This is a genomic window from Nostoc sp. (assembly GCF_036917135.1).
Classification (GTDB): domain Bacteria; phylum Cyanobacteriota; class Cyanobacteriia; order Cyanobacteriales; family Nostocaceae; genus Nostoc.
In genome coordinates, this window is the sequence record NZ_JBALEA010000092.1 from 48,838 (window position 1) to 69,627 (window position 20,790).

25 protein-coding genes are annotated in these 20,790 nt (G+C 41.0%); 6 read left to right on the forward strand and 19 right to left on the reverse strand.

Features of this window, described 5'->3' with window-relative positions:
* Positions 1-283: 283 nt before the first annotated feature.
* Positions 284-1,189 carry a cation diffusion facilitator family transporter gene (locus V7K50_RS30315; RefSeq protein ID WP_334966689.1) on the forward strand — a complete coding sequence of 302 codons (906 nt, stop codon included), beginning with the start codon at positions 284-286 and terminating at the stop codon, positions 1,187-1,189.
* A gap of 257 nt (positions 1,190-1,446) precedes the next feature.
* On the opposite strand, the gene V7K50_RS30320 is transcribed toward V7K50_RS30315, so the two are convergent.
* The 10 genes from V7K50_RS30320 to V7K50_RS30365 all read right to left on the reverse strand — a co-directional run bounded on the left by V7K50_RS30320 (position 1,447) and on the right by V7K50_RS30365 (position 9,868).
* Positions 1,447-2,277, reverse strand: coding sequence for a class I SAM-dependent methyltransferase (locus V7K50_RS30320; protein WP_334966691.1), 831 nt, complete (start codon positions 2,275-2,277; stop codon positions 1,447-1,449).
* Between the two features lie 330 nt (positions 2,278-2,607).
* Entirely contained in the window at positions 2,608-3,012 is a 405-nt protein-coding gene (locus V7K50_RS30325) for a response regulator (RefSeq protein ID WP_334966693.1), read from the reverse strand.
* Positions 3,013-3,564: 552 nt separating this feature from the next.
* The gene (gene guaA, locus V7K50_RS30330) at positions 3,565-5,187 is read right to left on the reverse strand and encodes a glutamine-hydrolyzing GMP synthase (RefSeq protein WP_334966695.1); all 1,623 of its coding nucleotides are present in this window, start codon (positions 5,185-5,187) and stop codon (positions 3,565-3,567) included.
* Positions 5,188-5,415: 228 nt separating this feature from the next.
* Positions 5,416-6,528, reverse strand: coding sequence for a cobalt-precorrin-5B (C(1))-methyltransferase CbiD (gene cbiD, locus V7K50_RS30335; RefSeq protein WP_334966697.1), 1,113 nt, complete (start codon positions 6,526-6,528; stop codon positions 5,416-5,418).
* Between the two features lie 27 nt (positions 6,529-6,555).
* On the reverse strand, positions 6,556-6,798 hold the full coding sequence (locus V7K50_RS30340; RefSeq protein ID WP_334966699.1) for a hypothetical protein: 243 nt from the start codon (positions 6,796-6,798) through the stop codon (positions 6,556-6,558).
* Between the two features lie 134 nt (positions 6,799-6,932).
* Positions 6,933-7,157 (reverse strand): BrnT family toxin, encoded by a 225-nt coding sequence (locus V7K50_RS30345; protein ID WP_334966701.1) that lies wholly within the window; start codon positions 7,155-7,157, stop codon positions 6,933-6,935.
* Between the two features lie 193 nt (positions 7,158-7,350).
* A complete protein-coding gene (locus V7K50_RS30350; RefSeq protein WP_334966703.1) occupies positions 7,351-7,773 on the reverse strand; it encodes a hypothetical protein in 423 nt (140 codons plus the stop codon).
* Between the two features lie 94 nt (positions 7,774-7,867).
* Positions 7,868-8,164 (reverse strand): DUF7734 family protein, encoded by a 297-nt coding sequence (locus tag V7K50_RS30355; RefSeq protein ID WP_334966705.1) that lies wholly within the window; start codon positions 8,162-8,164, stop codon positions 7,868-7,870.
* Between the two features lie 16 nt (positions 8,165-8,180).
* Positions 8,181-8,777, reverse strand: coding sequence for a DUF3177 family protein (locus V7K50_RS30360; protein ID WP_334966707.1), 597 nt, complete (start codon positions 8,775-8,777; stop codon positions 8,181-8,183).
* Between the two features lie 845 nt (positions 8,778-9,622).
* Positions 9,623-9,868 (reverse strand): Calvin cycle protein CP12, encoded by a 246-nt coding sequence (locus V7K50_RS30365; protein WP_334869990.1) that lies wholly within the window; start codon positions 9,866-9,868, stop codon positions 9,623-9,625.
* 373 nt (positions 9,869-10,241) lie between these two features.
* Here V7K50_RS30365 and V7K50_RS30370 point away from each other — a divergent pair, with 373 nt between their 5' ends.
* Positions 10,242-11,474 (forward strand): FIST signal transduction protein, encoded by a 1,233-nt coding sequence (locus V7K50_RS30370; RefSeq protein WP_334966709.1) that lies wholly within the window; start codon positions 10,242-10,244, stop codon positions 11,472-11,474.
* A gap of 87 nt (positions 11,475-11,561) precedes the next feature.
* Here V7K50_RS30370 and V7K50_RS30375 read toward each other — a convergent pair whose 3' ends face one another.
* Positions 11,562-12,689 carry a metallophosphoesterase family protein gene (locus V7K50_RS30375; RefSeq protein WP_334966711.1) on the reverse strand — a complete coding sequence of 376 codons (1,128 nt, stop codon included), beginning with the start codon at positions 12,687-12,689 and terminating at the stop codon, positions 11,562-11,564.
* A gap of 369 nt (positions 12,690-13,058) precedes the next feature.
* Between V7K50_RS30375 and V7K50_RS30380 the strand changes: the two genes are divergently transcribed.
* A complete protein-coding gene (locus V7K50_RS30380; protein WP_334966712.1) occupies positions 13,059-13,931 on the forward strand; it encodes an S-methyl-5'-thioadenosine phosphorylase in 873 nt (290 codons plus the stop codon).
* Between the two features lie 59 nt (positions 13,932-13,990).
* Here the strand turns inward: V7K50_RS30380 and V7K50_RS30385 are convergent, their stop codons facing one another.
* Complete coding sequence (locus V7K50_RS30385) at positions 13,991-14,323, reverse strand: type II toxin-antitoxin system VapC family toxin (protein WP_334966714.1); 333 nt, start codon at positions 14,321-14,323, stop codon at positions 13,991-13,993.
* Positions 14,320-14,589 carry a type II toxin-antitoxin system Phd/YefM family antitoxin gene (locus V7K50_RS30390; protein ID WP_334966716.1) on the reverse strand — a complete coding sequence of 90 codons (270 nt, stop codon included), beginning with the start codon at positions 14,587-14,589 and terminating at the stop codon, positions 14,320-14,322. Before V7K50_RS30390 ends, V7K50_RS30385 begins: the two co-directional genes overlap by 4 nt.
* Positions 14,590-14,654: 65 nt before the next feature.
* On the opposite strand from V7K50_RS30390, the gene V7K50_RS30395 reads away from it, so the two are divergent.
* Positions 14,655-15,098, forward strand: coding sequence for a DUF29 domain-containing protein (locus V7K50_RS30395; protein ID WP_334966717.1), 444 nt, complete (start codon positions 14,655-14,657; stop codon positions 15,096-15,098).
* 247 nt (positions 15,099-15,345) lie between these two features.
* On the opposite strand, the gene V7K50_RS30400 is transcribed toward V7K50_RS30395, so the two are convergent.
* The 5 genes from V7K50_RS30400 to V7K50_RS30420 form a co-directional block, all read right to left on the reverse strand.
* Positions 15,346-15,534 carry a hypothetical protein gene (locus tag V7K50_RS30400; RefSeq protein WP_334966719.1) on the reverse strand — a complete coding sequence of 63 codons (189 nt, stop codon included), beginning with the start codon at positions 15,532-15,534 and terminating at the stop codon, positions 15,346-15,348.
* 54 nt (positions 15,535-15,588) lie between these two features.
* Positions 15,589-15,927 (reverse strand): type II toxin-antitoxin system RelE family toxin, encoded by a 339-nt coding sequence (locus tag V7K50_RS30405; RefSeq protein WP_334966721.1) that lies wholly within the window; start codon positions 15,925-15,927, stop codon positions 15,589-15,591.
* Complete coding sequence (locus tag V7K50_RS30410) at positions 15,899-16,162, reverse strand: type II toxin-antitoxin system Phd/YefM family antitoxin (RefSeq protein WP_334966723.1); 264 nt, start codon at positions 16,160-16,162, stop codon at positions 15,899-15,901. The genes V7K50_RS30405 and V7K50_RS30410 overlap by 29 nt, the downstream gene beginning before the upstream one ends.
* A gap of 267 nt (positions 16,163-16,429) precedes the next feature.
* Positions 16,430-16,717: a type II toxin-antitoxin system VapC family toxin gene (locus V7K50_RS30415; protein WP_334966725.1), complete on the reverse strand. Its 288-nt coding sequence runs from the start codon at positions 16,715-16,717 to the stop codon at positions 16,430-16,432.
* Positions 16,714-16,974, reverse strand: coding sequence for a hypothetical protein (locus tag V7K50_RS30420; RefSeq protein ID WP_334966727.1), 261 nt, complete (start codon positions 16,972-16,974; stop codon positions 16,714-16,716). Before V7K50_RS30420 ends, V7K50_RS30415 begins: the two co-directional genes overlap by 4 nt.
* A 97-nt stretch (positions 16,975-17,071) precedes the next feature.
* On the opposite strand from V7K50_RS30420, the gene V7K50_RS30425 reads away from it, so the two are divergent.
* Together V7K50_RS30425 and V7K50_RS30430 are read left to right on the forward strand one after the other, a co-directional pair.
* Positions 17,072-17,383, forward strand: a complete 312-nt coding sequence (locus tag V7K50_RS30425; protein WP_334966729.1) for a DUF433 domain-containing protein — start codon at positions 17,072-17,074, stop codon at positions 17,381-17,383.
* Positions 17,376-17,801, forward strand: coding sequence for a DUF5615 family PIN-like protein (locus V7K50_RS30430; protein WP_334966731.1), 426 nt, complete (start codon positions 17,376-17,378; stop codon positions 17,799-17,801). The genes V7K50_RS30425 and V7K50_RS30430 overlap by 8 nt, the downstream gene beginning before the upstream one ends.
* Before the next feature lie 69 nt (positions 17,802-17,870).
* On the opposite strand, the gene V7K50_RS30435 is transcribed toward V7K50_RS30430, so the two are convergent.
* Positions 17,871-20,465: an AAA family ATPase gene (locus V7K50_RS30435; RefSeq protein WP_334966733.1), complete on the reverse strand. Its 2,595-nt coding sequence runs from the start codon at positions 20,463-20,465 to the stop codon at positions 17,871-17,873.
* Between the last annotated feature and the right edge of the window lie 325 nt (positions 20,466-20,790).

The following is a 20,790-nucleotide window of genomic DNA, read 5'->3' on the forward strand; positions in this document are numbered from 1 at the left end:
TACAATTCGGTATGACCTAAGTGGATATATAAATAACAAAATTAATTAAAATATTCCTGGAATTAATGCTAAAAATATGCTCTTATCTGTAAAGCTATTATTAATACCTGTCCAGCTTGTAGCTGCTGTTAGTTAAAAAGAATCTCAATAAATCGGTATAAAATCTAGAGACTATAGAGATACTTAATTCTTACTGCGTAAGACTTTGATACACTTTCTTTGTATTTATTTGTGTTTAGAGTTATACATTAGAAGTCATAGAACTTGATGTGATAAATTATCTATGACTTACGATAACCGCGCCGAAGTCCGAAAGGTTTTAATTATTACGCTACTGCTTAATCTGTTTGTACTAGGATTGAAAGCACTTGTAGGTTACTGGACAGGTTCTTTGAGTTTGCTAGCTGATGCCTTGCATAGTGTGACAGATAGCGCCAACAACGTTTTAGGATTAATTGCGAGTAAATTTTCTTCTCCACAACCCGATCGCGAGCATCCTTACGGACACCACAAATTTGAAGCAGTAGGCGCTTTAGGAATTGCCTCATTTTTAGGAATAGCCTGTTTTGAAATTCTGCAAGGAGCAATTGAGCGAATTCTCAAAGGTGGTGGTGAACCTGTGAGAATATCGCCACCTGAGTTGTGGTTATTACTAATTGTGCTGGGCGTGAATATTTTTGTGGCGTTTTACGAACGTGCAGTGGGTAAGCGAGTCGGTAGCTCAATTCTCATAGCTGATGCTACACATACCATGAGCGATATTTGGGTGACAATCTCTGTAATTGCGGGATTGATCGGAGTTTGGCTAGGTTATCAATGGATGGATTTGGTGTTAGCTTTTCCTGTGGCTTTGTTGGTATTTTGGAGTGGCTGGTCAGTTTTAAAAGAGAATTTACCTTGGCTTGTGGATCAAATGGCGATCGCACCAGAAGTAATTCATGCGATCGCTACTTCTGTTCCAGGTGTAATTAACTGTCATGATATTGCTTCTCGCGGTGTTCTTGGTCGTCAAGTGTTCATTGAAATGCATTTAATAGTAGATGCACCAGACGTAGAAACCGCTCACCACATCACCGAAGAAGTAGAAAGCCGATTAGAAGAACGGTTCCGTCCAGTGAGAATTTTAATTCACGTCGAGCCACCAGGATATAAGTCTGAGCAAATTAGCTTTGAAACTGGAGCAAAGTAGTCTGATCAATTCCAAATCACGCCCTGTTCTGATGCTCGAAAACCTTATACCTGTAGCAGATTACGAATTACCAATTTTTTTAACAATCAAGATTGAAGAAGAATTCAGAATCAAGACGCTCTCTACGAGACGCTAAAAGCGTAGCTTGCTTCTCTGAAAGAGTACGCAGACTCGCTTGCCGCCGGCGCTATCAGTGGGGGATTCAGACTCGCCACTTTCGCGCTTGCCTCTCGTATTTAATATCCTTAGACGAGCTACTAGATTTTACGGGCTATAACGTACATATTGACAGTTGTGTAGTCTTCAAGTCCAGGAACTTTATTCAGAAGGCGAAGCAATGGCATCAATTTGGAAGCTCCTTGAAGAGCATTTACAGTCTCGCTAACAATCGCAAATCCGGCTTGCTCAAAGGCTTGCAGGAACTCGCGGCGCTTGAGTTTATTGAGTCCAAGCTCATAGACCGAATAGCACTCGACTCCGGGATGGTGTTTATTGTAAGCTGCGACAACACGCACATCGCCAATAATCAGATGCGCCCACGGTAGCTTGATGGGCTGTCCGATTGCATGAAGTCCATGATCCCCAAAAGGGCTGTAGTAGAGTGGACTAAAACCAGTTATCAGCAAGCCTCCTTCCTTTAGAAGTCTTCTGATTGAGAGAAGAACTCTATCTATACCCATGATGTGTTCAAAAGTGTCTTTGGAAATGATGACATCAACCTTGCCGTCAAGTGTCGTCATGTTGTCAATGTCCAACTGATGAAACTCTATTTTGTTGGCGATATTTGGGAAGCGTTCAGCTACGATCCGCCGGGCAAATGTTATGCGATCGCTAATGAGATCAAGAGCAATCACCTGCTGCGCTCCCGAAATGGCTGCATCAATGGATAAAGCGCCATGTCCACAGCCGATCTCAAGGACGACTTTACCGGAGAAGTCGGGACGGCCACCGAAGCGCCGCCAGTACTTTTGCGAATCGATGATTTGTTGCTCGAAGTATTTAAGGGAGAGGGACTCATCTTCTACAGCAAAATTCTCTTCATCAAATTTGTAGTTTACAGAGGGATGTGCAAAAGTTTCCTTATTCATGTAAATTAAATCCTTAGAAGCGTGATAAGTCAAAGCTGAAATGACGTATTTACGTTTCAAACCTTTGCCAAAAAGAGATTTAGTCTAACTTTTGCGGAAACAGCCCAAGACAAGCAGATGATTATTAGGCAAAATGTCAAAACCAGCGTATAAAGGCAGGACAGTATAAATTCTTTCCACAAAACCAGACAGGATTTCATTGGCTCAGTTTTTTGTGTGGTGGCAAACACAAGCGTGTTTCATCTGGGTTTGCTCTATGCCAATCCTCGTAAATTGGCGAAGGTATTCTAAGTTGATACACTTTATAGAGATGCCTGTTTTATATTGATATTAACTCTTACAAGAAGCAACCAAGTTAGCAACGATCGCAACTAGTTCTCCAGGATCAACTGGTTTAGCGACATGAGTTTGAAAGCCCGCTTCTAGGGCGCGGCTACGATATTCGCTATCGCCATAAGCAGTTAAGGCGATCGCGGGGAGTTTTCCCCAAATATCAGGCTTCAAGGCTCGGATTTTGCGGATGAGGGAGTAGCCATCTTCACCAGGCATAGCAATATCACAAATCAAAATATCTGGTTGCAACTCAGGTAATACTTTCAATGCTACCGCCGCCGATGCAACTGCCATGATGGTGGCTCCATCAGCTTCTAACACAGTCGTAATGTAAAAGCGGCTATCGTCATCATCATCAACTACGAGGATGTTTAAGCCAGCAAGGGGAAGAGCAGGTTCCATAACATCTCCATTAATGTTGATCAAATAAAAGTTATTTCTAACGAGCTGCTTGTTCTTTTCTCAGTAACCATACCATTGGTAATTTTACTGCGATCGCGCCTACTTTCCTAGACAATAACTCAATTTGTGCAGCCATCATCCAATTTGCGGCTAATTGTTCGCTGGCATTTATAATTGACTGGATAAAATTATGTTAGTGTTTAAATTTATTTACGCTTAAAAAATTAACTTTAACGAATAGTTGGAATTACCGAATAATCTTGCTAATTACTGACTGCTTTATTACTAAAAGGTTTGGATTTTGGTGAAGGCTTTAAAAATTAAATGTAGTAATAAGCTATTCCACCTTGAACTTGCATAATTATGGCGGGCAAGACTTCGGCGTAAGCGCTCAGTCGAATCCTGCCTGCGCCACAAGACTTTGATTAAATTTAGATATCCACGAAAGTCAAAAAAAATAGACAATACCGAGGCTTAAAACAAATTAGGTCGGCATTGCCATTTTTAAATACACTAGCAATCAGGAATCAAGAGTAAATACTCAAAACTTGATTATTCCCACTCAATGGTTCCAGGCGGCTTAGAGGTGATGTCATAAACCACCCGATTCACCCCTTTCACCTCATTCACAATCCGAGTGGAAATCACTTCCAAGACATCGTAAGGCACTCTTGCCCAATCAGCAGTCATACCATCTTCACTGGTAACAATCCGCAAAACAATGGGGTAAGCGTAAGTACGTTGATCCCCCATAACGCCAACACTACGAATTGGCAGCAATACAGCAAACGCTTGCCAGAAATCATGATACATACCGCGTTGATTAATTTCTTGCCGCACAATCAAATCGGCATCGCGCAAAATGTTTAACCGCTCAGATGTGACTTCCCCCAGAATGCGAATTGCCAAACCAGGCCCAGGAAAAGGTTGCCGTTGGACAATTTCTTCTGGTAAACCAATGGAACGCCCAACTTTGCGGACTTCATCTTTAAATAGTTTCCGCAGTGGTTCCACCAATTTAAATCTGAGGTCTTTGGGCAAACCGCCAACATTGTGATGACTCTTAATTTTCACCGCTACCCGCTCACCACTTTGGGGATCAACGTTGGTGTCAGCAGATTCGATCACATCTGGATAAAGAGTCCCTTGAGCTAAGTAATCAAAGTGACCGAGGCGCTTAGATGTTTCCTCAAATACAGCAATAAATTCGTGCCCGATGCGGCGGCGTTTTTCTTCAGGATCTGTGATGTCAACAACTCTAGCTAAAAAACGATCGCGAGCATTCACATACTCTACAGGAATGTGAAACTGCTCTTGGAACAGCTTTACCAATCGCTCTGGCTCATACTTTCGCATAAAACCTTGATCGATAAATACACAAGTCAGTTGATCGCCAATGGCTTTATACAGCAAGAAGGCCAGGGTAGAAGAATCCACTCCCCCAGACAGCGCCAATAGCACCCGCTTTTCACCAACTCTGGCGCGAATTTCCCGAATTGCATCTTCGACAAAAGCGGCTGTTGTCCAAGTGGGTTCGCAATCGCAGATGTGATAGACAAAATTACGAATTAGTGCTATACCGCCAACAGAATGCACCACCTCTGGATGGAATTGAACGCCGTAAAGTTTCCTTTCGTGGTCGGCGATCGCAGCACAGGGGGTATTTTGTGTATGTGCCAGCAATTCAAACCCTGATGGCATTTGGGTAACTGAGTCTCCATGACTCATCCACATGGTGGTGCCATCTTCGACATTAGTGAGCAAATCTGTGGGATCATCAATATATAATGAGGCTTTGCCATACTCAGCTCGATCGGCCTTTGCCACTTCCCCACCGAGTTGGTTCACCATCAGCTGCATCCCATAACAAACACCCAAGATGGGTATTCCCAAATTCCAGATTTCTGGGTCACAATGGGGAGCGTTATCACCATAAACCGAACTCGGACCACCAGAGAGGATGATTCCCTTAGGATTGAGTTGGCGTAAATGTGCAGAAGTAGTGCGATAGGATAAAACTTCCGAGTATACTTGAGTCTCGCGGATGCGACGGGCAATCAGCTCGGAATATTGAGAGCCAAAATCGAGAATTACAATCAATTGGCGATCAAGTCTCCCAAAATTTTCCAATGTTTGGGGCGCTTGTTCTGTTGGTAGAGTCACCGCTGTGTTCATGACGGGAGAGTTATCTCTGTTAAGGATAAATAGATGCTTTGTGGTCTATGGTGATGTTATTATTCAGCCTGGATAGGCTGATAATGGTCTAGAAAGCGTTGACAAACGCGAGTTTATGTGCGTTTGTCAAGTATCGGAGTGGGAGATGGTATTAAAAGGATAAATCTACCCTAGAGTGGTTACTGAAGGGATTATTTATTTGGATTGTTTACGATTATTCATAATAAATTAACATAATTTTTCGATCAACAGAGCAGCAGTTTTACTCTTCACGATAATTTTGCGATCGCGATCAAAAAGAATCGAGCCACAGACTGTAACTCTTGTGCCACTTTCGCTATGACTTTGAATGTATTCTTGGGAACGAACATCGATAGTTTCTGCGATCGCACTGTAAACTTGATTTACCCAATCACTACCAGTTTCAGCATCGATGGATTTTAGGTGTGTTAGTGCTGCTTCCGCAGTCGCACTATTAAATACAGCTTGGATATCTGGTAATTTTAAACCTGCGATCGCACAGTGCGCTGCCAAAATTTCTCTACGTCCATCAGCCAAGTAGTGATGGGTGTGAAAAATCCCTCCAGCCAGTTTCATCAGCTTCCCGTGATAGCCAAATAATAAGATTTCTTTCACACCTAGCACATCAGCTTCTACCAACATTGGGCCAAGCCAGTTAGCAGTTTTGACCAATTGTTCAGGATTAATCCCTAGTTTACGCGCCAAATCTAGGCCATTTTCCCCGATACAGAATACTAAACTTTCAAAACGACTGGCTTTATCTTGTAATTGGTCCCGAAAAACTGCAAGCTGATCTGGTGTACTTAAGGGTTGCGAAATGCCGGTTGTGCCTAAAAGCGAAAGTCCTTCAACCACACCAAAGGCAGAGTTTGAAGTGCGAATAGCTAGCGATCGCCCTTGAGGTAAAATAATCGTCACCGTGATTTTTTCGCCCGGTGCTAGTATCCGTTGCAAATTCTCTTGCAACAGCCTTTGAGCGTAAGCATAAATAGCCGGCTTGTCATCAGCATTTAATTGCCTACCAATTCCTTCCCCACCTTTAATAATTATTGCTTCTCCTGCTTCCCGCCACTCCACCAATGCCCAAATCGGTGTATTTTTGGTCAAATCGAGATTATCACCAGGATCGCTGCGGGTAATTGCTAAAGCTGTATTCTCAGATAATCCTGCTACCTGTTCAATGGGGATTTCTACGATTTGAGCGGGTTCAATCAAATCTATAGATGCTATGGTTAATGGTTGGCGATCGCGTAACCAATGTAAAGCTGCAACAGCAGCAGCACAGGCAAAAACCGGGAGTGTGTATCCAGAACGGGACATTTTTTAAATTTAAAAGTCAAAATAATTTTAGGCTGTGTCGCCGTCTGTGACTTGTGGCATTGACTCAATTAGTGCCCTCAGCACCTTATTGACCGATTCTGGTGTTGTAAAAACTTGAGCTACATCTTCATCTAAAACCACAACTTTTAGCAGTTGCTTTCTACTTTTGGCAGCGAAATGGTTGGACTTCGCCTTTTTATAATCAAAGTGGTACTCAGCTAGAAGCTCGTCATCTGAATTGTATGACTCCTCAAAAGGCGTTTTGTTCATAATCTTCACGCTCCCTTCGAGTGGCTAAACGGGCACTGATAATGCGAATGGTAAGCTGTTATGTATACATCTTGCACAATCAGGGCGGGCAAGATGCCCACCCCACAACCATTTTGAAAAAATATTAATGCAAATTAAAGGCGCAACAGCTTATTAGAACGTTCGGTGAAAGAAATTAATAGCAAACGATTGTTTTGGGAGTGCCCAATAATAATCTCTCGCTTCTCACCCACTGAGTGAGCTTCATCATCAAAAATAACTGCTAGTACATTATCAAAGACGGTCTTAGCTTCTTCAAAGCTAACATCATGCTTTGTTAGATTAGCTGTTGCTTTTGACTTATCCCACTCAAACTCCATGTCTAAATCATAACTGAGGTTCCAAATGCGCGTTGACTATTCCGGGGATCATACGGCTCTTTTCGTGCGTCCGCCGAATCGACGAACATAGCGAGAACCAATTGCAGCGCAGTTGTTCGGCTGCATTCAAGCTCCAACTATGCCAACCATCTTATCAAACTAGGCGATCGCTCTATCACAGTCGTCCCGAGTCCTACTCACTGAGCAAACTGCTAGCTTGCAATGGATACACATGGCGTAAGCTTCGCCAAGCCTGAAATGGTTGATCGTCAATCATTGCTTCTGGCTTTGAGAGATAACCGACGAAGCAATCCTCTAGTCCAAACTCTTTTGCTGAAGCACGAGCGTAATTACTGCCTCCACTGCTCCAGCAGTTAGGTTCACGTAGAAATAACTCTAAATCAACTAACCAGTCTATTGCTGCTTCAATTCCATCAATGTAAGTGTGAAAAACAGCAGTTTTCAGCATCTCCTCTGGTGCATTGGGATAAGCTTGGCAGAATGCCTGTTTTGCCTCGCTGCCCAGGTTGCTACGTTGTAGCAAGGTTCGTACAATTTCCCAACGTTGTTCTCGACTGAATTGTTTTGGCGTGTTCGCATCCTGTGACTGTTGCATCTAAGCCCATCCGATAAACCTAACAATGTAACCAGTTTGTCTTAACTGCGATCGCCATACTGCTCTATGCTAGGAATTACGAATTACGAATTACTTAGATTCCTACTTCTGATAATAGAGTTTCCATAGCTGACCAAGAAATTCCTTGTTGAATATAACGCGGTGCTTCAGGATTGTAAGGACTGGCTACTCTGTCAATATTGAGAATGTTTGCCCCATCTGGCATAACTGGTACATCTGCATCAAATGCCGTAGGACGCATCAAAGAACTGGAAAAGCCTTTGAAAATAGCAATTGTATCTTGCTCATCAGCAATTTCCACCGTTACAAGTAAGACTTCTTTGGTGCGTTTAGCAGTGTATTGTTCCAGTCGTTTGCCAATGGAATCCATTTTTTTAAGAATAGGGTTACTGTGGTGTGGCCGAGCGCCCCTGCTTGCCCAGCTTAATCAGAATAAAGTAGCTTAAGTAAAGCACATAAATTACTAAAGCAGTTATGCCAAGAAAACCTAAGAACTCAGCCTTACTATTAGCATGGAAATATTCTTTGAATAGCAACGGAGCCTCGAACCAGACCTGACAGTAGGAAGTTTTCAGCACATTGCCAGAAAAAGCACAACCCAAAAAAGGGATAAAGGCGAGTGTGCCCAAAAAACAATAAACAGTTGTTGCCCAGCGCCAAGAGGCAAAAATAAATTTCAAAGAGCCACTCGTTTGATACTCAATTTCATCGTTGAGATCCACCCAGAACCACAGCGAAATCGGGATCAAAATTCGAGCCATCAACCCAGAGATAAAGCTAACTGGATACTGAGCAATCATTAAGTAAATCGTGATTGCCACCAGAATTGATATTCGCCAGTATATAGTTAATAACCGTTGTATGGCTTCCGCTTTTTGCACAAATGCCCAAATTAAAAGAATTAGCGGAATAATTACCAAGAATAATACTGTCAGTCGGTAATCAATCCAGACGAAAGGGCGAAACCAAATATTATAGTCCATAGTTTTTCTCAAACAATAGATCAAAAAGAAGTCAGAAGTCAGAATTAATCAAGTGGCGTTTTATACCACTACCTGATTTTTATTCAGGAGTCAGCCGGACTCCAATTCATCCTGAATTCTTCTTGATAATAGTTTAATCAAAGCCCAGTGGCTACCTCAAGGCAATACTTTGACTTCTTTGTACAAGCAAGTGGTTTGCCAACTCATAGTATTTGACAAAACTGTGGGGGTGAATAATTAAAAGTTTGATTTATTCTTGTCTAAGTAGGTAGGCACAATTAAATATACAATAAAATTCTAGTTCGTAATGAGCGATGAATCGCTCATAGCAAGGCTTATCAGGACTAAAGTCCTTACTACAAACTTGAATTTATTTATGCCTATAGCGGTTCCCATTCAGATGCGGTACAACATTACATCACCAGATGTAGGGGCACGGCACTGCCGTCAATACGTTAAAAAAAATCTTGTAGGAAACCTTAAAGGAATTTTTAGAACTTATTGTTTTTGCCAAACCTCAGAGAACAGCGAGTTAATAGTGAAAGCGTCATCAACTCACCCTCATAAATTGGCGCAGGTATTGTTGTAGTACACATAATTTTATAGGGGGGTAGAAATGTACGCCCCTATAAAATTAACTTGTTGTTTAATTTATGAAAGGCGGAGCTTCTGCCTTTGGGAGATACATCTTGATTCAAATAAGGGATTTATTTTTTGTCTCCACAACAAAAGGCTTGAAAGCGGAGGACGCAGCAAATCGCCAATGTCTTCCGCTCTGGGCATCTTCTTTGGTTAATCCTAGTTGCTTGCTGACCAAACAACAGAAAATTCACTTACCTCAATTCCTAGTCGTCGTAAACCCGGCATTCAATTGCATCTGGGTTGTCATCACAATACTGTTCTAGAGAATTTTTTGGCTTGCTTTGACGCTTGTGGGAAGCTTCGGCTTGCAACTCTTCTACTGCATCCCAAGCAGCAGCACATTCTGGTGAGTTTCCACCGTTAATATCACAGACAGCACGCGCTTGTTCCACTTCTTCTTGGATTTTCTCTTGGATGTCGCCTTTTGCTGTTTCTTGGATGTTGGTCATTGCTTTAGTCTCGTTGTGTGTTGTTAATACTAGTATAGAAAAAGTTCAGGAATGACAGTTTTTGACTTGATTACTAACCATTCTAACCATTTAGCCGATCATTAACTTAGTGTTTTCGGCTATTGATTTATAACCAATACAGCAAACTAGCGTATTTTTAATGGATTTACCTTTATTTTTTAAGATTTTGTGCAATCTGTAGCATAGATAAATAATCATACAATATATTTAGATGCCTATATTAGGGAATGACAACCCCAACTTCTTGGGATGGAGGAGATAAAGGGCTGGCATCAATTCTAGTAAGATGCAATTCTTCCCAAAATAAACAATAAAACCTACTAGCCCAAAAAGATAAAGAAGCTCAAAACTCATGGCAGACCAAATGCAGTGGGCAAACGCCCTATCAACCCGTCATTCTTTGGAAGCGGCTGTTACAGATGTGGTGGAACGAGCTGTTTCATCGTTAACAGCACCTGCGGATCTAGGACTGGTATTCATTTCGTCTGCTTTTACGAGTGAGTATTCCCGACTGTTACCCTTGTTAGCTGAGAAACTTTCTGTGCCTGTGCTAATTGGCTGTAGTGGTGGAGGTGTCATTGGGACGACAGTTAGCGGAGATACCCAAGAGTTAGAATCCGAACCAGCTATTAGCTTGACTTTAGCACACCTTCCAGGAGTTAAGGTTCAAGTTTTTCATGTTGTTGCTGAAGAATTACCTGACTTAGACAGTTCACCAGATGCTTGGCTTGATTTGATCGGTGTGCCAGCATCACCAACACCCCAGTTTATTTTGCTGTCTAGTTCTTTCGCCTCTGGAATCAACGATTTGTTGCAGGGGCTGGATTTTGCTTATCCAGGATCGGTGATTGTGGGGGGACAGGCTAGTGGTGGGGGTATGGGTGGCCGTGTTGCCCTATTTTGTAACGATGCTAGCGGTGAGGAACACCAAAGTCTGTATCGAGAGGGGACTGTTGGTATAGCTTTGACTGGCAATATTGTTTTAGAAACGATTGTAGCCCAAGGATGCCGACCGATTGGCAAACCATTGCAAGTCACAAAAGCCGATCGCAATATTATTCTGGAGTTAGATGAGAAAGTGCCTCTAGTTGTGTTGCGAGATTTGATTGCTAGTCTCAGCGAACAAGAACGGATGTTAGCACAGCATTCTCTGTTTGTTGGTGTGGCAATGGATGAATTTAAGTTAGCTTTGCAGCAAGGGGACTTTTTAATTCGTGGTATTCTTGGGGTCGATCCAACAGCTGGAGCGATCGCAATTGGCGATCGCGTTCGTCCTGGGCAAAGGCTGCAATTCCACCTCCGCGATGCCCAAGCCTCTGCTGACGACTTAGAATTACTCCTCCAAAGTTATCAACACCAACGAGAATCTGAACCCTCTGCCGTAGCTGCTTTAATGTTTGCCTGTCTAGGACGAGGTGAAGGACTCTATGGTAAACCCAACTTCGATTCTGAACTATTTCAGCGCTACCTTAACGATATTCCCGTAGGTGGCTTTTTCTGTGGCGGTGAAATCGGCCCTGTTGGTGGCAGAACTTTCTTACACGCTTACACTTCAGCATTTGGAATTTGTCGCCAAAATCAGTAATGAGTACTGAGGCAATTTTCGATTTTGAATTTTGGATTTTGGATTGAAATAAAAATCTAAAATCTAAAATCTAAAATTGAATGACTCCTAACTCCTATCAAGCAAAAGTGTGGTGTTATTATCAATCAGAGTCAAATTTTCACCAGTGGCGATCGCTGAGTTAGACTGTGATGAACCATAAGTCTCAATGTAGCGCCGCACTTCTAGGGGAAAATGAGGGTAATCTAATACTGCATCTCCATCGGCAATAGTTGCCCAGAAGTCACGCAAACCAGGAGCTAATTCTTTTGCCTGTGATAATGGTAAGTTTAATGGAGAGTGAGTTAGTAACTTGATTAGGAAGGGGAAAGAGCGATCGCCCATCCACCGCCTTGATGACTGTTGCAAGTCGGGGAACTCAGGGACTGACTCTACCCGATGGGATAAAATTTGCAACGATTCTTTACCTTGATTATCCCGATGAAACTCTAGCACCCGATAAGGGTGAGGATAGCTAACTAAAGAGCCAGTGGTAATATCATATACTCCATCTGAGTAAGCAACATCCTGAACGTGCAAATGCCCAGTAAACACTAGCTTGACTCCATAGCGCCTCAGCAACTGCAACAATTCTGCTGAATTGGACAACATATAGCGATTTGCTAGTGGATGGTTCGATTGATTGGGCAAATGCTCGACCACATTATGATGCACCATCACCAGAACTAATTCATCACCAGATGCCGCTAGCACCTCTTCTAACCACCGTAGCTGTTTGGCATCCAAACACCCCACCTGCTCACCCTTGTCATTAAAGGAGTTAGAATTCAGTCCAATCAGCTTAACGCCAGGTAGCAATTGACGAATGTAGTAAATCTGCTGTGGGTCATCATAGCCAAAGTTTGTGTAATAGTAGGGAAAATCCGCAAAAGCAATTGATTGCTGATCAGCCAACAGCACAGGAACGTCATGATTACCAGGAACAACATACACCGGAAAAGGTAGCTGGGCTAAACATTGTTGTAACCAGGCGTGGTTTTCTGGTTCGCCGTGCTGGGTTAAATCTCCTGGTAACAACAGGAAATCTAATTCGAGTTGTGTTAAATGTTCTAGTACACTTTTAAATGCTGAGATACTGACTTCTACCAGATGAAAGCGGCTAGGATGATCCCAGATTGTATGGGGAAGTGCCAAGTGTAAGTCGCTGACTACCGCGAAACGAAAATTGAGAGTCATTGATTTATGAAAATGTTAAAAGCAGGGGTTAAAATAAGCCTTTTCCCAAAAGTATAACCCTTACTTTCTCTCGCTGCTGAGGAGTGCGTCTACTTAACATTTATATACATTAAGCCGCGATCGCACGCTATGGTGACGATTAATTTAAGGGCTAATCGTAACCATTAATCTCCAAAAATTATCGGAAATTTGATTGCGAAAAATTAATGAGCTTTTTGACAATTTAGTACAAGTCTATTTGTTCAGGAGTGGCGCGATCGCGAATTAACAGAATCAATATGCTTTCCTCACTTCTAAGCATTGAGTCAAGAATACAAGACATCCACGATAAAATAACTGAGCAGATCAGCAAGGAACAGGTTCAGAATCATGGCTCAAGCTAGTATTGGAATTATTGGTGGTAGCGGTCTGTATAAAATGGACGCGCTCAAAGATATCGAAGAGGTGCAAGTTGAGACGCCTTTTGGTTCACCATCTGATGCTTTGATTCTGGGGACTTTGGATGGTACGAGGGTAGCTTTTTTGGCGCGTCATGGCCGCAATCACACGCTTTTACCCTCTGAGTTACCGTTTCGCGCTAATATCTATGCAATGAAGCAGTTGGGTGTGAAGTATTTAATCTCAGCTAGTGCTGTAGGTTCCTTGAAAGCAGAGGCCAAACCACTGGATATGGTGGTACCAGATCAGTTTATTGATCGGACAAAAAATCGGATTTCAACGTTTTTTGGTGAGGGAATTGTTGCTCACATTGCCTTTGGCGATCCGATTTGTCAGAATTTGGCTGTTGTGTTGGCAGATGCGATCGCATCTCTCAATTTACCAGAAGTTACTCTCCATCGCGGCGGTACTTATGTATGCATGGAAGGCCCGGCTTTTTCCACTAAGGCAGAATCGCATCTTTACCGCAGTTGGGGTGCAACAATCATTGGGATGACGAATTTACCAGAGGCGAAGTTGGCCAGGGAAGCAGAAATTGCTTATGCAACCTTAGCGCTGGTGACAGATTACGATTGTTGGCATCCAGATCATGACAGTGTAACGGTGGAATTGGTCATTGGCAATTTGCTGCGAAATGCTGTGAATGCTCAAAAGGTGATTCAAGAAACTGTGCGCCGCTTGAGTGAAAATCCGCCAACCAGTGAGGCGCATTCGGCGTTGCAGTATGCGATTTTGACTCAGTTGGATAAAGCACCTGCCGCGACCAAGGAAAAGTTACAGTTATTGTTGCAGAAGTATTTGTAGTATTGGTAGTGAATGAGCGATCGCACCATTAGCCAACTGAAATCATCCAGGCGATCGCTTTATCTGAACAATCCCAACAGGCTTTTGTTGATTTGCCGATCAAATGGATCTTTATGGTAAAAAGGCAGCTTTGCTAACTCATCTAAATGTTCTGGCCGTATTTCAAGCAATTCAATAGCGTTACCATAAACCTGTTGCTTGACCAACTCAGTAAAAGTTATTTCCAGTTTTAGCTTGTCAATACTGACCTTGATAGAAATTTCCCAAAGACTCGCAATGCTCAAAAATCTTTGATTTTCCTGATCTTCAATCAGGTTTTTTGCTGTGTCACTGAGATTGAAACTGCCCTCAATAAACCATAAAAACGTGTGTGTGTCGAGCAGGAGCCTCATTGAGCGTATTCCTCAAAATCTGCCAACGGCTGATCAAAATCATCTGACATTTTTACTAAACCCCTAGCACTACCAAACTTGGGGCGTGCTTTTACTCCACCAAGCGGCACAATTTTGAAAGATGTCCCATCATTGCGGGTGATGATGACTTCTTCTCCACCAGCCGCCTCTTCAATTAATTCTGCTAGGCGAGTCTCAGCTTCTTTCAAATTAACTTGGTGCATTGTATAGTCTTTACCAGTTCTCTGGATTTGGGTGGTTTGCATCTATAAATTTATAATTGTATATGAGTATAGGATTAAATTATGGAATGTAGGTAGAAGGTAAAAATATGACAATTACTACCAACTTAAAACAACTCTATGAAACCGATGAAGATTTATGGTTAGAAGAAACTATTGAATTATTAAAACAAAAGCAGTTTCACCAACTTGATTTAGAAAACTTAATTGAGGAATTAATCAGTTTGGGAAAAAGAGATTTAGCTAAAGCCAAAAGTCTTTTAAGGCAAATTATTATTCATATATTATTACTCCAACATTTGCAGGTTGAATATGAAAGAAACTATCGTCATTGGATTGGAGAAATTAAAACCTTTAGATATGACTTAAATAATCATTTAACGACGAATTTAATAAACAAGTTACAGGATGATTTAGAGAATATTTATCAAAGTGCGGTTGATTTTGTGAAAATTAAAACCGATTTAACGATTTTTCTAGAAAAGTGTCCTTACACTCTTGCACAATTATTAGATGAAAATTATTTACCTTAAATATTTTCATTGATATCTCGGCTGGCAAGAATGTTGATGATGTAGCGACTCATGCTTGCGCCTGATGTCCTTGTCGAAACCGCTTTAGAATTTGGTTTACGAATATCTCCCCATCAATAGATGGCGTTTGGTCTGAAGCGAAGCTGTGCTTTAGCGATCGCTTTCTGCAATAATCCCTGCTGGATATCGATCTGTCTTTACCAACAACTTGAGGATTTAACGTTACACGGCGTTGATTATGCTGATTCTAGATGAGTGACCGAAATTTATTCGGTTCTTTCAGGGGGTTTCGCTCCAGTTGCAACAGCATGAACCCCATAAAGAATATCGTCACATCTTCGAGGATGACAAATCCATCTCTATGTTTAAATGCCTCGCGCTTGACAATTCGAGGTTGAACAGTTCCTTCGCAATACTCGCATCTATATCCATACATACGGCTAGCCTTAAGCTTCAGTGACTTCACAAACAGTGACAATTAGATAAATTTTTATATTAATTTCTGCAATAAATTATAAATATCCCCTTTATCACCTTCTTTTCGTAAGCCTACACCAACAACCACTTTATCAATTTCTACTTTGTAAAGTATACGATAGCGCTGACCAACAGCCCTAAGACTACGATAATTCATCAGCTTTCCAGTTAAAGGTTTTCCCTGTTTTTCTGGATCTGTTTTTAACTTATCAATACGTGAACTTAAAACTTTCTGGTGACGTTTATCTTTAATATTTTCTAACATCTCTAATGCTAGAGGTGTTAACTGAATTTCAAATTCAATATTATCAGACTGTGGTATATCAGAGTCCGAGTTTGAGTTTGGCATCATTCCAACTAATAGTTTCTCCTCTCTCCCCTTGAGCTATACTTTCTTGTAATTCTTGGGTAAATTCTTTATCAGATAAAATTTCCAGAGTTTCTAGTAAAGATTCATATTTCTCAAAACTAATTGCAGCTATTACTGGTTTACCATGTTTGGTAATAATTATTGGATCTTCTTTTAAATCGTCTGGTAAATCTAGAAGTTGCTCTTGTGCTTCTGTAATTGTTAGGTATCTTAGCATATTCTAGTTTATAAATACTAATTAACTATCATTATATCACTTGCTTGGAAAACCAACCTAAACCTAGTCCGATTTTCTATAAAAATGTTCTTACACTCTTTCAAAATTACTTAGATGATAATAATTTACCTTAAATATATCAGTCTTATCTGAGTTTTTCTGAAATGAAAGAAGTACCAACAGATGATGTGTACAATGATGCTCCCCCTACGCACAGTAAATTTTTGCTATAGTTTGGCGATCGCTTTTTGTAAGAATACCTGCTGGCTAATCCATTGGGCGATCGCGGTATTGTTCCATCAGCACCAACAAACGGCTGTAATCACTTTCCTGAATCTCGTAAACGGTCAGCAATTTATCTAAAAGAAGCTGCCCCAACTGTTTTTGCATTTGCCAGCCGCCACGATGCAGGGCAAGATACATGGCTTCTGTGAGGCATGACCAGGTTGTAACGAGAGGCTTTGCCAAACGCATCACTGCGATTTTATAAGCATTGTGCTGAGGCTGAGTGGGATCAACTAAACACAATAAGACTCCTGCATCGCACAGGATCATAGCTCTAGCCCTTGTTGCCGATATTTGTTGAGTAGGAGTTGCTGATAGTTGCTGACTGGTTCAGGTGGAGATACCTCTAGGGAATCCACAGCCTCAAACCATTGTGACCATTTTTCCACAAGTGGTTCATCAGGCTGACTCTCAGCAATTTTAACTTGATGTTTGTGGATCACAAAATCAATGAAATCTGTCACTTCTTGCAGGAGTGGTTCGGAAAGTTGCAGCAATTTTGCGATCGCAGTTTCACGAATAGTCATGATAATTGCCTTTTTCAGTCCTCTTCATTGTTACTCAAAGATTAGCCACGATAGCTGTATATTATTAAATAATGGAACACACCTCGAAGATTTACCAATGCAGTTAGTTAGTCGGGAGCATATAGCGATCGCTTCTGATGTGCGGAGTGGCAAGCCCTGTATTGTCGGTACTCGCATGGCTGTAGAAGATGTGGCAGTGATGAATTTAAAGCTAGGATATTCTTTGGTAGAGATTTCTGGTAAGTATGACCTTTCACTAGCATCTGTTTACGCGGCAATGGCTTATTATTTTGATCACCGAGACGAGATTGATCATCGCATAGCAGAAGAAGATGAGTTAGTTAAGGTACTGAAGCAAAATCATCCCTCACGTCTTCAAGAAAAACTGAGACAGTTGAGGAATGGGTGAGCGAATTCGCTTTCATCTTGATGAAAATGTCGATCCTGCGATCGGGCTTGGCTTGCGCCGTTATGGAATTGATGTCACAACAACCAATGATGTGGAATTACGTACTCAAAGCGATGAAGTCCAGTTAGTATTTATTCAGGAAACACAGCGAGTACTATTCACCCAAGATGCAGATTTTTTGATTATTGCAAGTTCTAGGCTCGATCATCCTGGTATTACCTACTGCAAGAAAGGAACTCGTTCAATTGGTGAAATCATTGAAACGTTGGTTTTAATTTATGAGGTGATGACACCTGAAGAGATGGTAGGACGTGTCGAGTTTGTGTCAAATGAAAGCAGTAGTGAGAGGCGATGTCTACGACGGGCTACGCCTACGCACTGTAAATCTATGCTGCTAATTGGCGATCGCTTTCTGTAAGAATGCCTACTGGTTAGCGATCGCCCTTGGCTTGTGTCGTTATCGAATTGATGTTTTTACACCTTAATATTACTCGCGGGTGTTGGACTTTCTTCTTTTGTTGGAAGTTGCAGGATTACCAGGAACTTCAGCAGTTTTTAGCTCAGAGACGGTAGGTTCTTGCTCATTAAGCAATTGTGCTTGCCCATCCCCAATGAGCTTATCCGTTTGTACCTCTTCAATAACTTCTTCAGAAATAACTGACTTCTCTGCTTGAGCCTTATCGGGAGTTTCTTCTTGACTAGCTAAAAGTCCTGCATACTTAATTCTTTCTAAGCCCACCTGAAATCCAGTATAGTCGTCAATTACTTTATTCATGTCAATATCAAGCTTGTAATCACGACGCAAATTTTGAATTTCGCTCTTAGTTGCTTCAATTTCCTTAATTGACTCATTCTGTATATTGCTCTCTAAAATTCCCTCAATCTCATCAAACAGAATAACGCCATCCTCACGTTTTGCAGAAATAGGATGACGTGCAATAAAGTCCTTCTTTAGACGGTCTATTTTTTGAGACAATCTTTCTCTAGTCAATTTCTGCTGGGCACTGCGCTGCATGACATTCAACTTCTTAAACAAAATTTTGAAGTTCTGCTCAAAAACTCGTAGTGCATGGATTTCACGCTCATTCAGTGAATTTCGTTCTCGTGACCACTCATTCACTACTCGAATAACGTTCCGAGCAAAGCCAGTCTTACTAATTTGCAAGCCAGGAAAGTGTTTTAAAGTTTGTTCTATAACATCAAGAATAGTTTTACCAGTCATATTGCTTGATATTAAATCTTCAGTCAAGAATAAAAGCTCCGCTTCTTCTACTTCAAGAAACTCTTGCAAATAAAGCTTTGTTGCTTTGATGCAAATTGGCAAGGGAATAATATCTTCTATTTCAAGTTGTGCAGTTACATTGTCAGTTACAAAACAGAACTCTTCTTTAAGATCAGCAAGTTGAAGAATAAACTTCTCTTTAAGCAAAGGTCTTCTATGTTGACCACCCTTACCTAATAAATGCTTCTTAGCATCATTGCCACTCTGATCACTATCTAATAAAACGATAGCTGCGATTTCATCAGCGTGTCTTCCACAAGCTAGATAGACCATGTAGGGAATTTGTGTGGCTCCTCCCGAATCAACAATCGTGATTTGGTTTAAATCTAAAGTTTCTAAATTAGATATACCCTTGGCTCGAAGATATATTGCGGCTCCTGCAATGAGGATTTGATCACCAATACCTTCGACCATTAAATTACAATTACCAATGAAAACTGTTTCGCCTATATGAGGCCCAATCGAAGATCTTAGAGGTTCATAACGGTTTATGGCAAAATCTTTGACTACGCGTGTTCCTTCATCCTCATTTCCCTTCTGCAAGACCCGTATACGGTCGGAATGGTTCTTATCAATTAAAAAAGGAGAGTGAGTTACGTAGACTACCTGAATTGGATGAGTTAAATGTGAGCCTGGTTGGGGACTTGCGAACAAGTCAAATATTCTGAGTAAGTCTTGTTGGGCTTGACTAGACAGGTAAGCATCTGGTTCATCCATCAACAGTATCTCAGTTTTATTTGGATGTGGTTCATGAGATCGGTACTCAATGTAGTAACTGAGAAAGTATTGTAATCCTTGGCTTCTCTCATCAAATGAATATTCAGTTCCTGTCCTATCTGTTATAGTAAAAACTAAGTCATAGTCTCTTGCCATAACTTTTAGACCGAATTTCCGATCTTGAACCCAATAGTTGGGAAAGTTTAAATTAATGGCTAATTGGCGATTAATCCTCTCAATAATTCCATTTGCATAACCTTGGATTCCATCTTGAATTGCTTTAGCTAAATCAAGTAAGGCATTAGCATCGACATCGGCAATTTTGCAGATTAATTTATAAGCTAAATTGAATCCTTTTTCTCTTCTTTCCTTGTCTTTTTCACGACCACGAAAACTTACTTCATCAAGTGCTGACATAATTGACTTCATTGCCGTAACTGCTTCAGAGTCAATTTCTTCCCTATTTTCATTGCTAAAAAGGCGAACTTTAGTAATTAATTCTGGATTATCGCTAAAAACATCCAGTTCATCTATTATTTTGTTTCTTTGTTTTCGATCCAGAAGTTCAAATTTTGTACCACCTGAATAATTCTCTTGACCCAACTGAACTAATTTTTTAATAGGAACGCTTGAAGGAAGCGCAATACTAGACTCAATCCTAAATGTTCTAGGAAGTAATTTGTCTAACTCAATAACCTGTTTTGCATTAATTGGATATGGTATATATTCTCCTCTTTCAGGTAAATAGAGCGTTAAACTATCAACATTATTGCGAAATATGAAAAAATTCTCAATGATAGTATTGCGATGAATTTCTGGGATAATTTTTTTTATGCTGTCCTGTTCAGGCTGCTCGAGTTCAGCCCATTCAGAACCAAAATCAGGATATTTTAATTCATTCTGTTTAACTGTAAAAAAAGGAGAATAGCGGCAAAAATCACTCCGCTCAATATCTTTGCCGGATATAGCCTTTTCAATAGCACTTAACAAGTGAGATTTTCCAGATTCATTTGCACCAACAATTGTTGTAATTTTGGGATCAATAGAAACTTGAATATACGGGTAATAAGTATCATCTATCATTTCCCAATGTTTAGGTTTTCTATTCTCTTGTTTTCTCAGGAAGTCGTCATTGAAGGATTTATAGAAGCGAATGAATACTGTCTTGAGATGCATAGGGTAAAATTTGATAGTACTATTGTGCTATTTGCGTAGCTTGCTCAGTTATAACAGTAGTTTGTGAGACATGTCATTACGCAGCCAAGAACAATTCAATAGATCAGTCTGCTGCATCACGCATCTGAATCTAATCTAAATGGGGTACAACCGGGATACGTGCAAAATGGGACACGATGCAAAGTTTTGTTAATATACTTGCAATAATGCAGACTTTGTGGTTTGGTTTTTC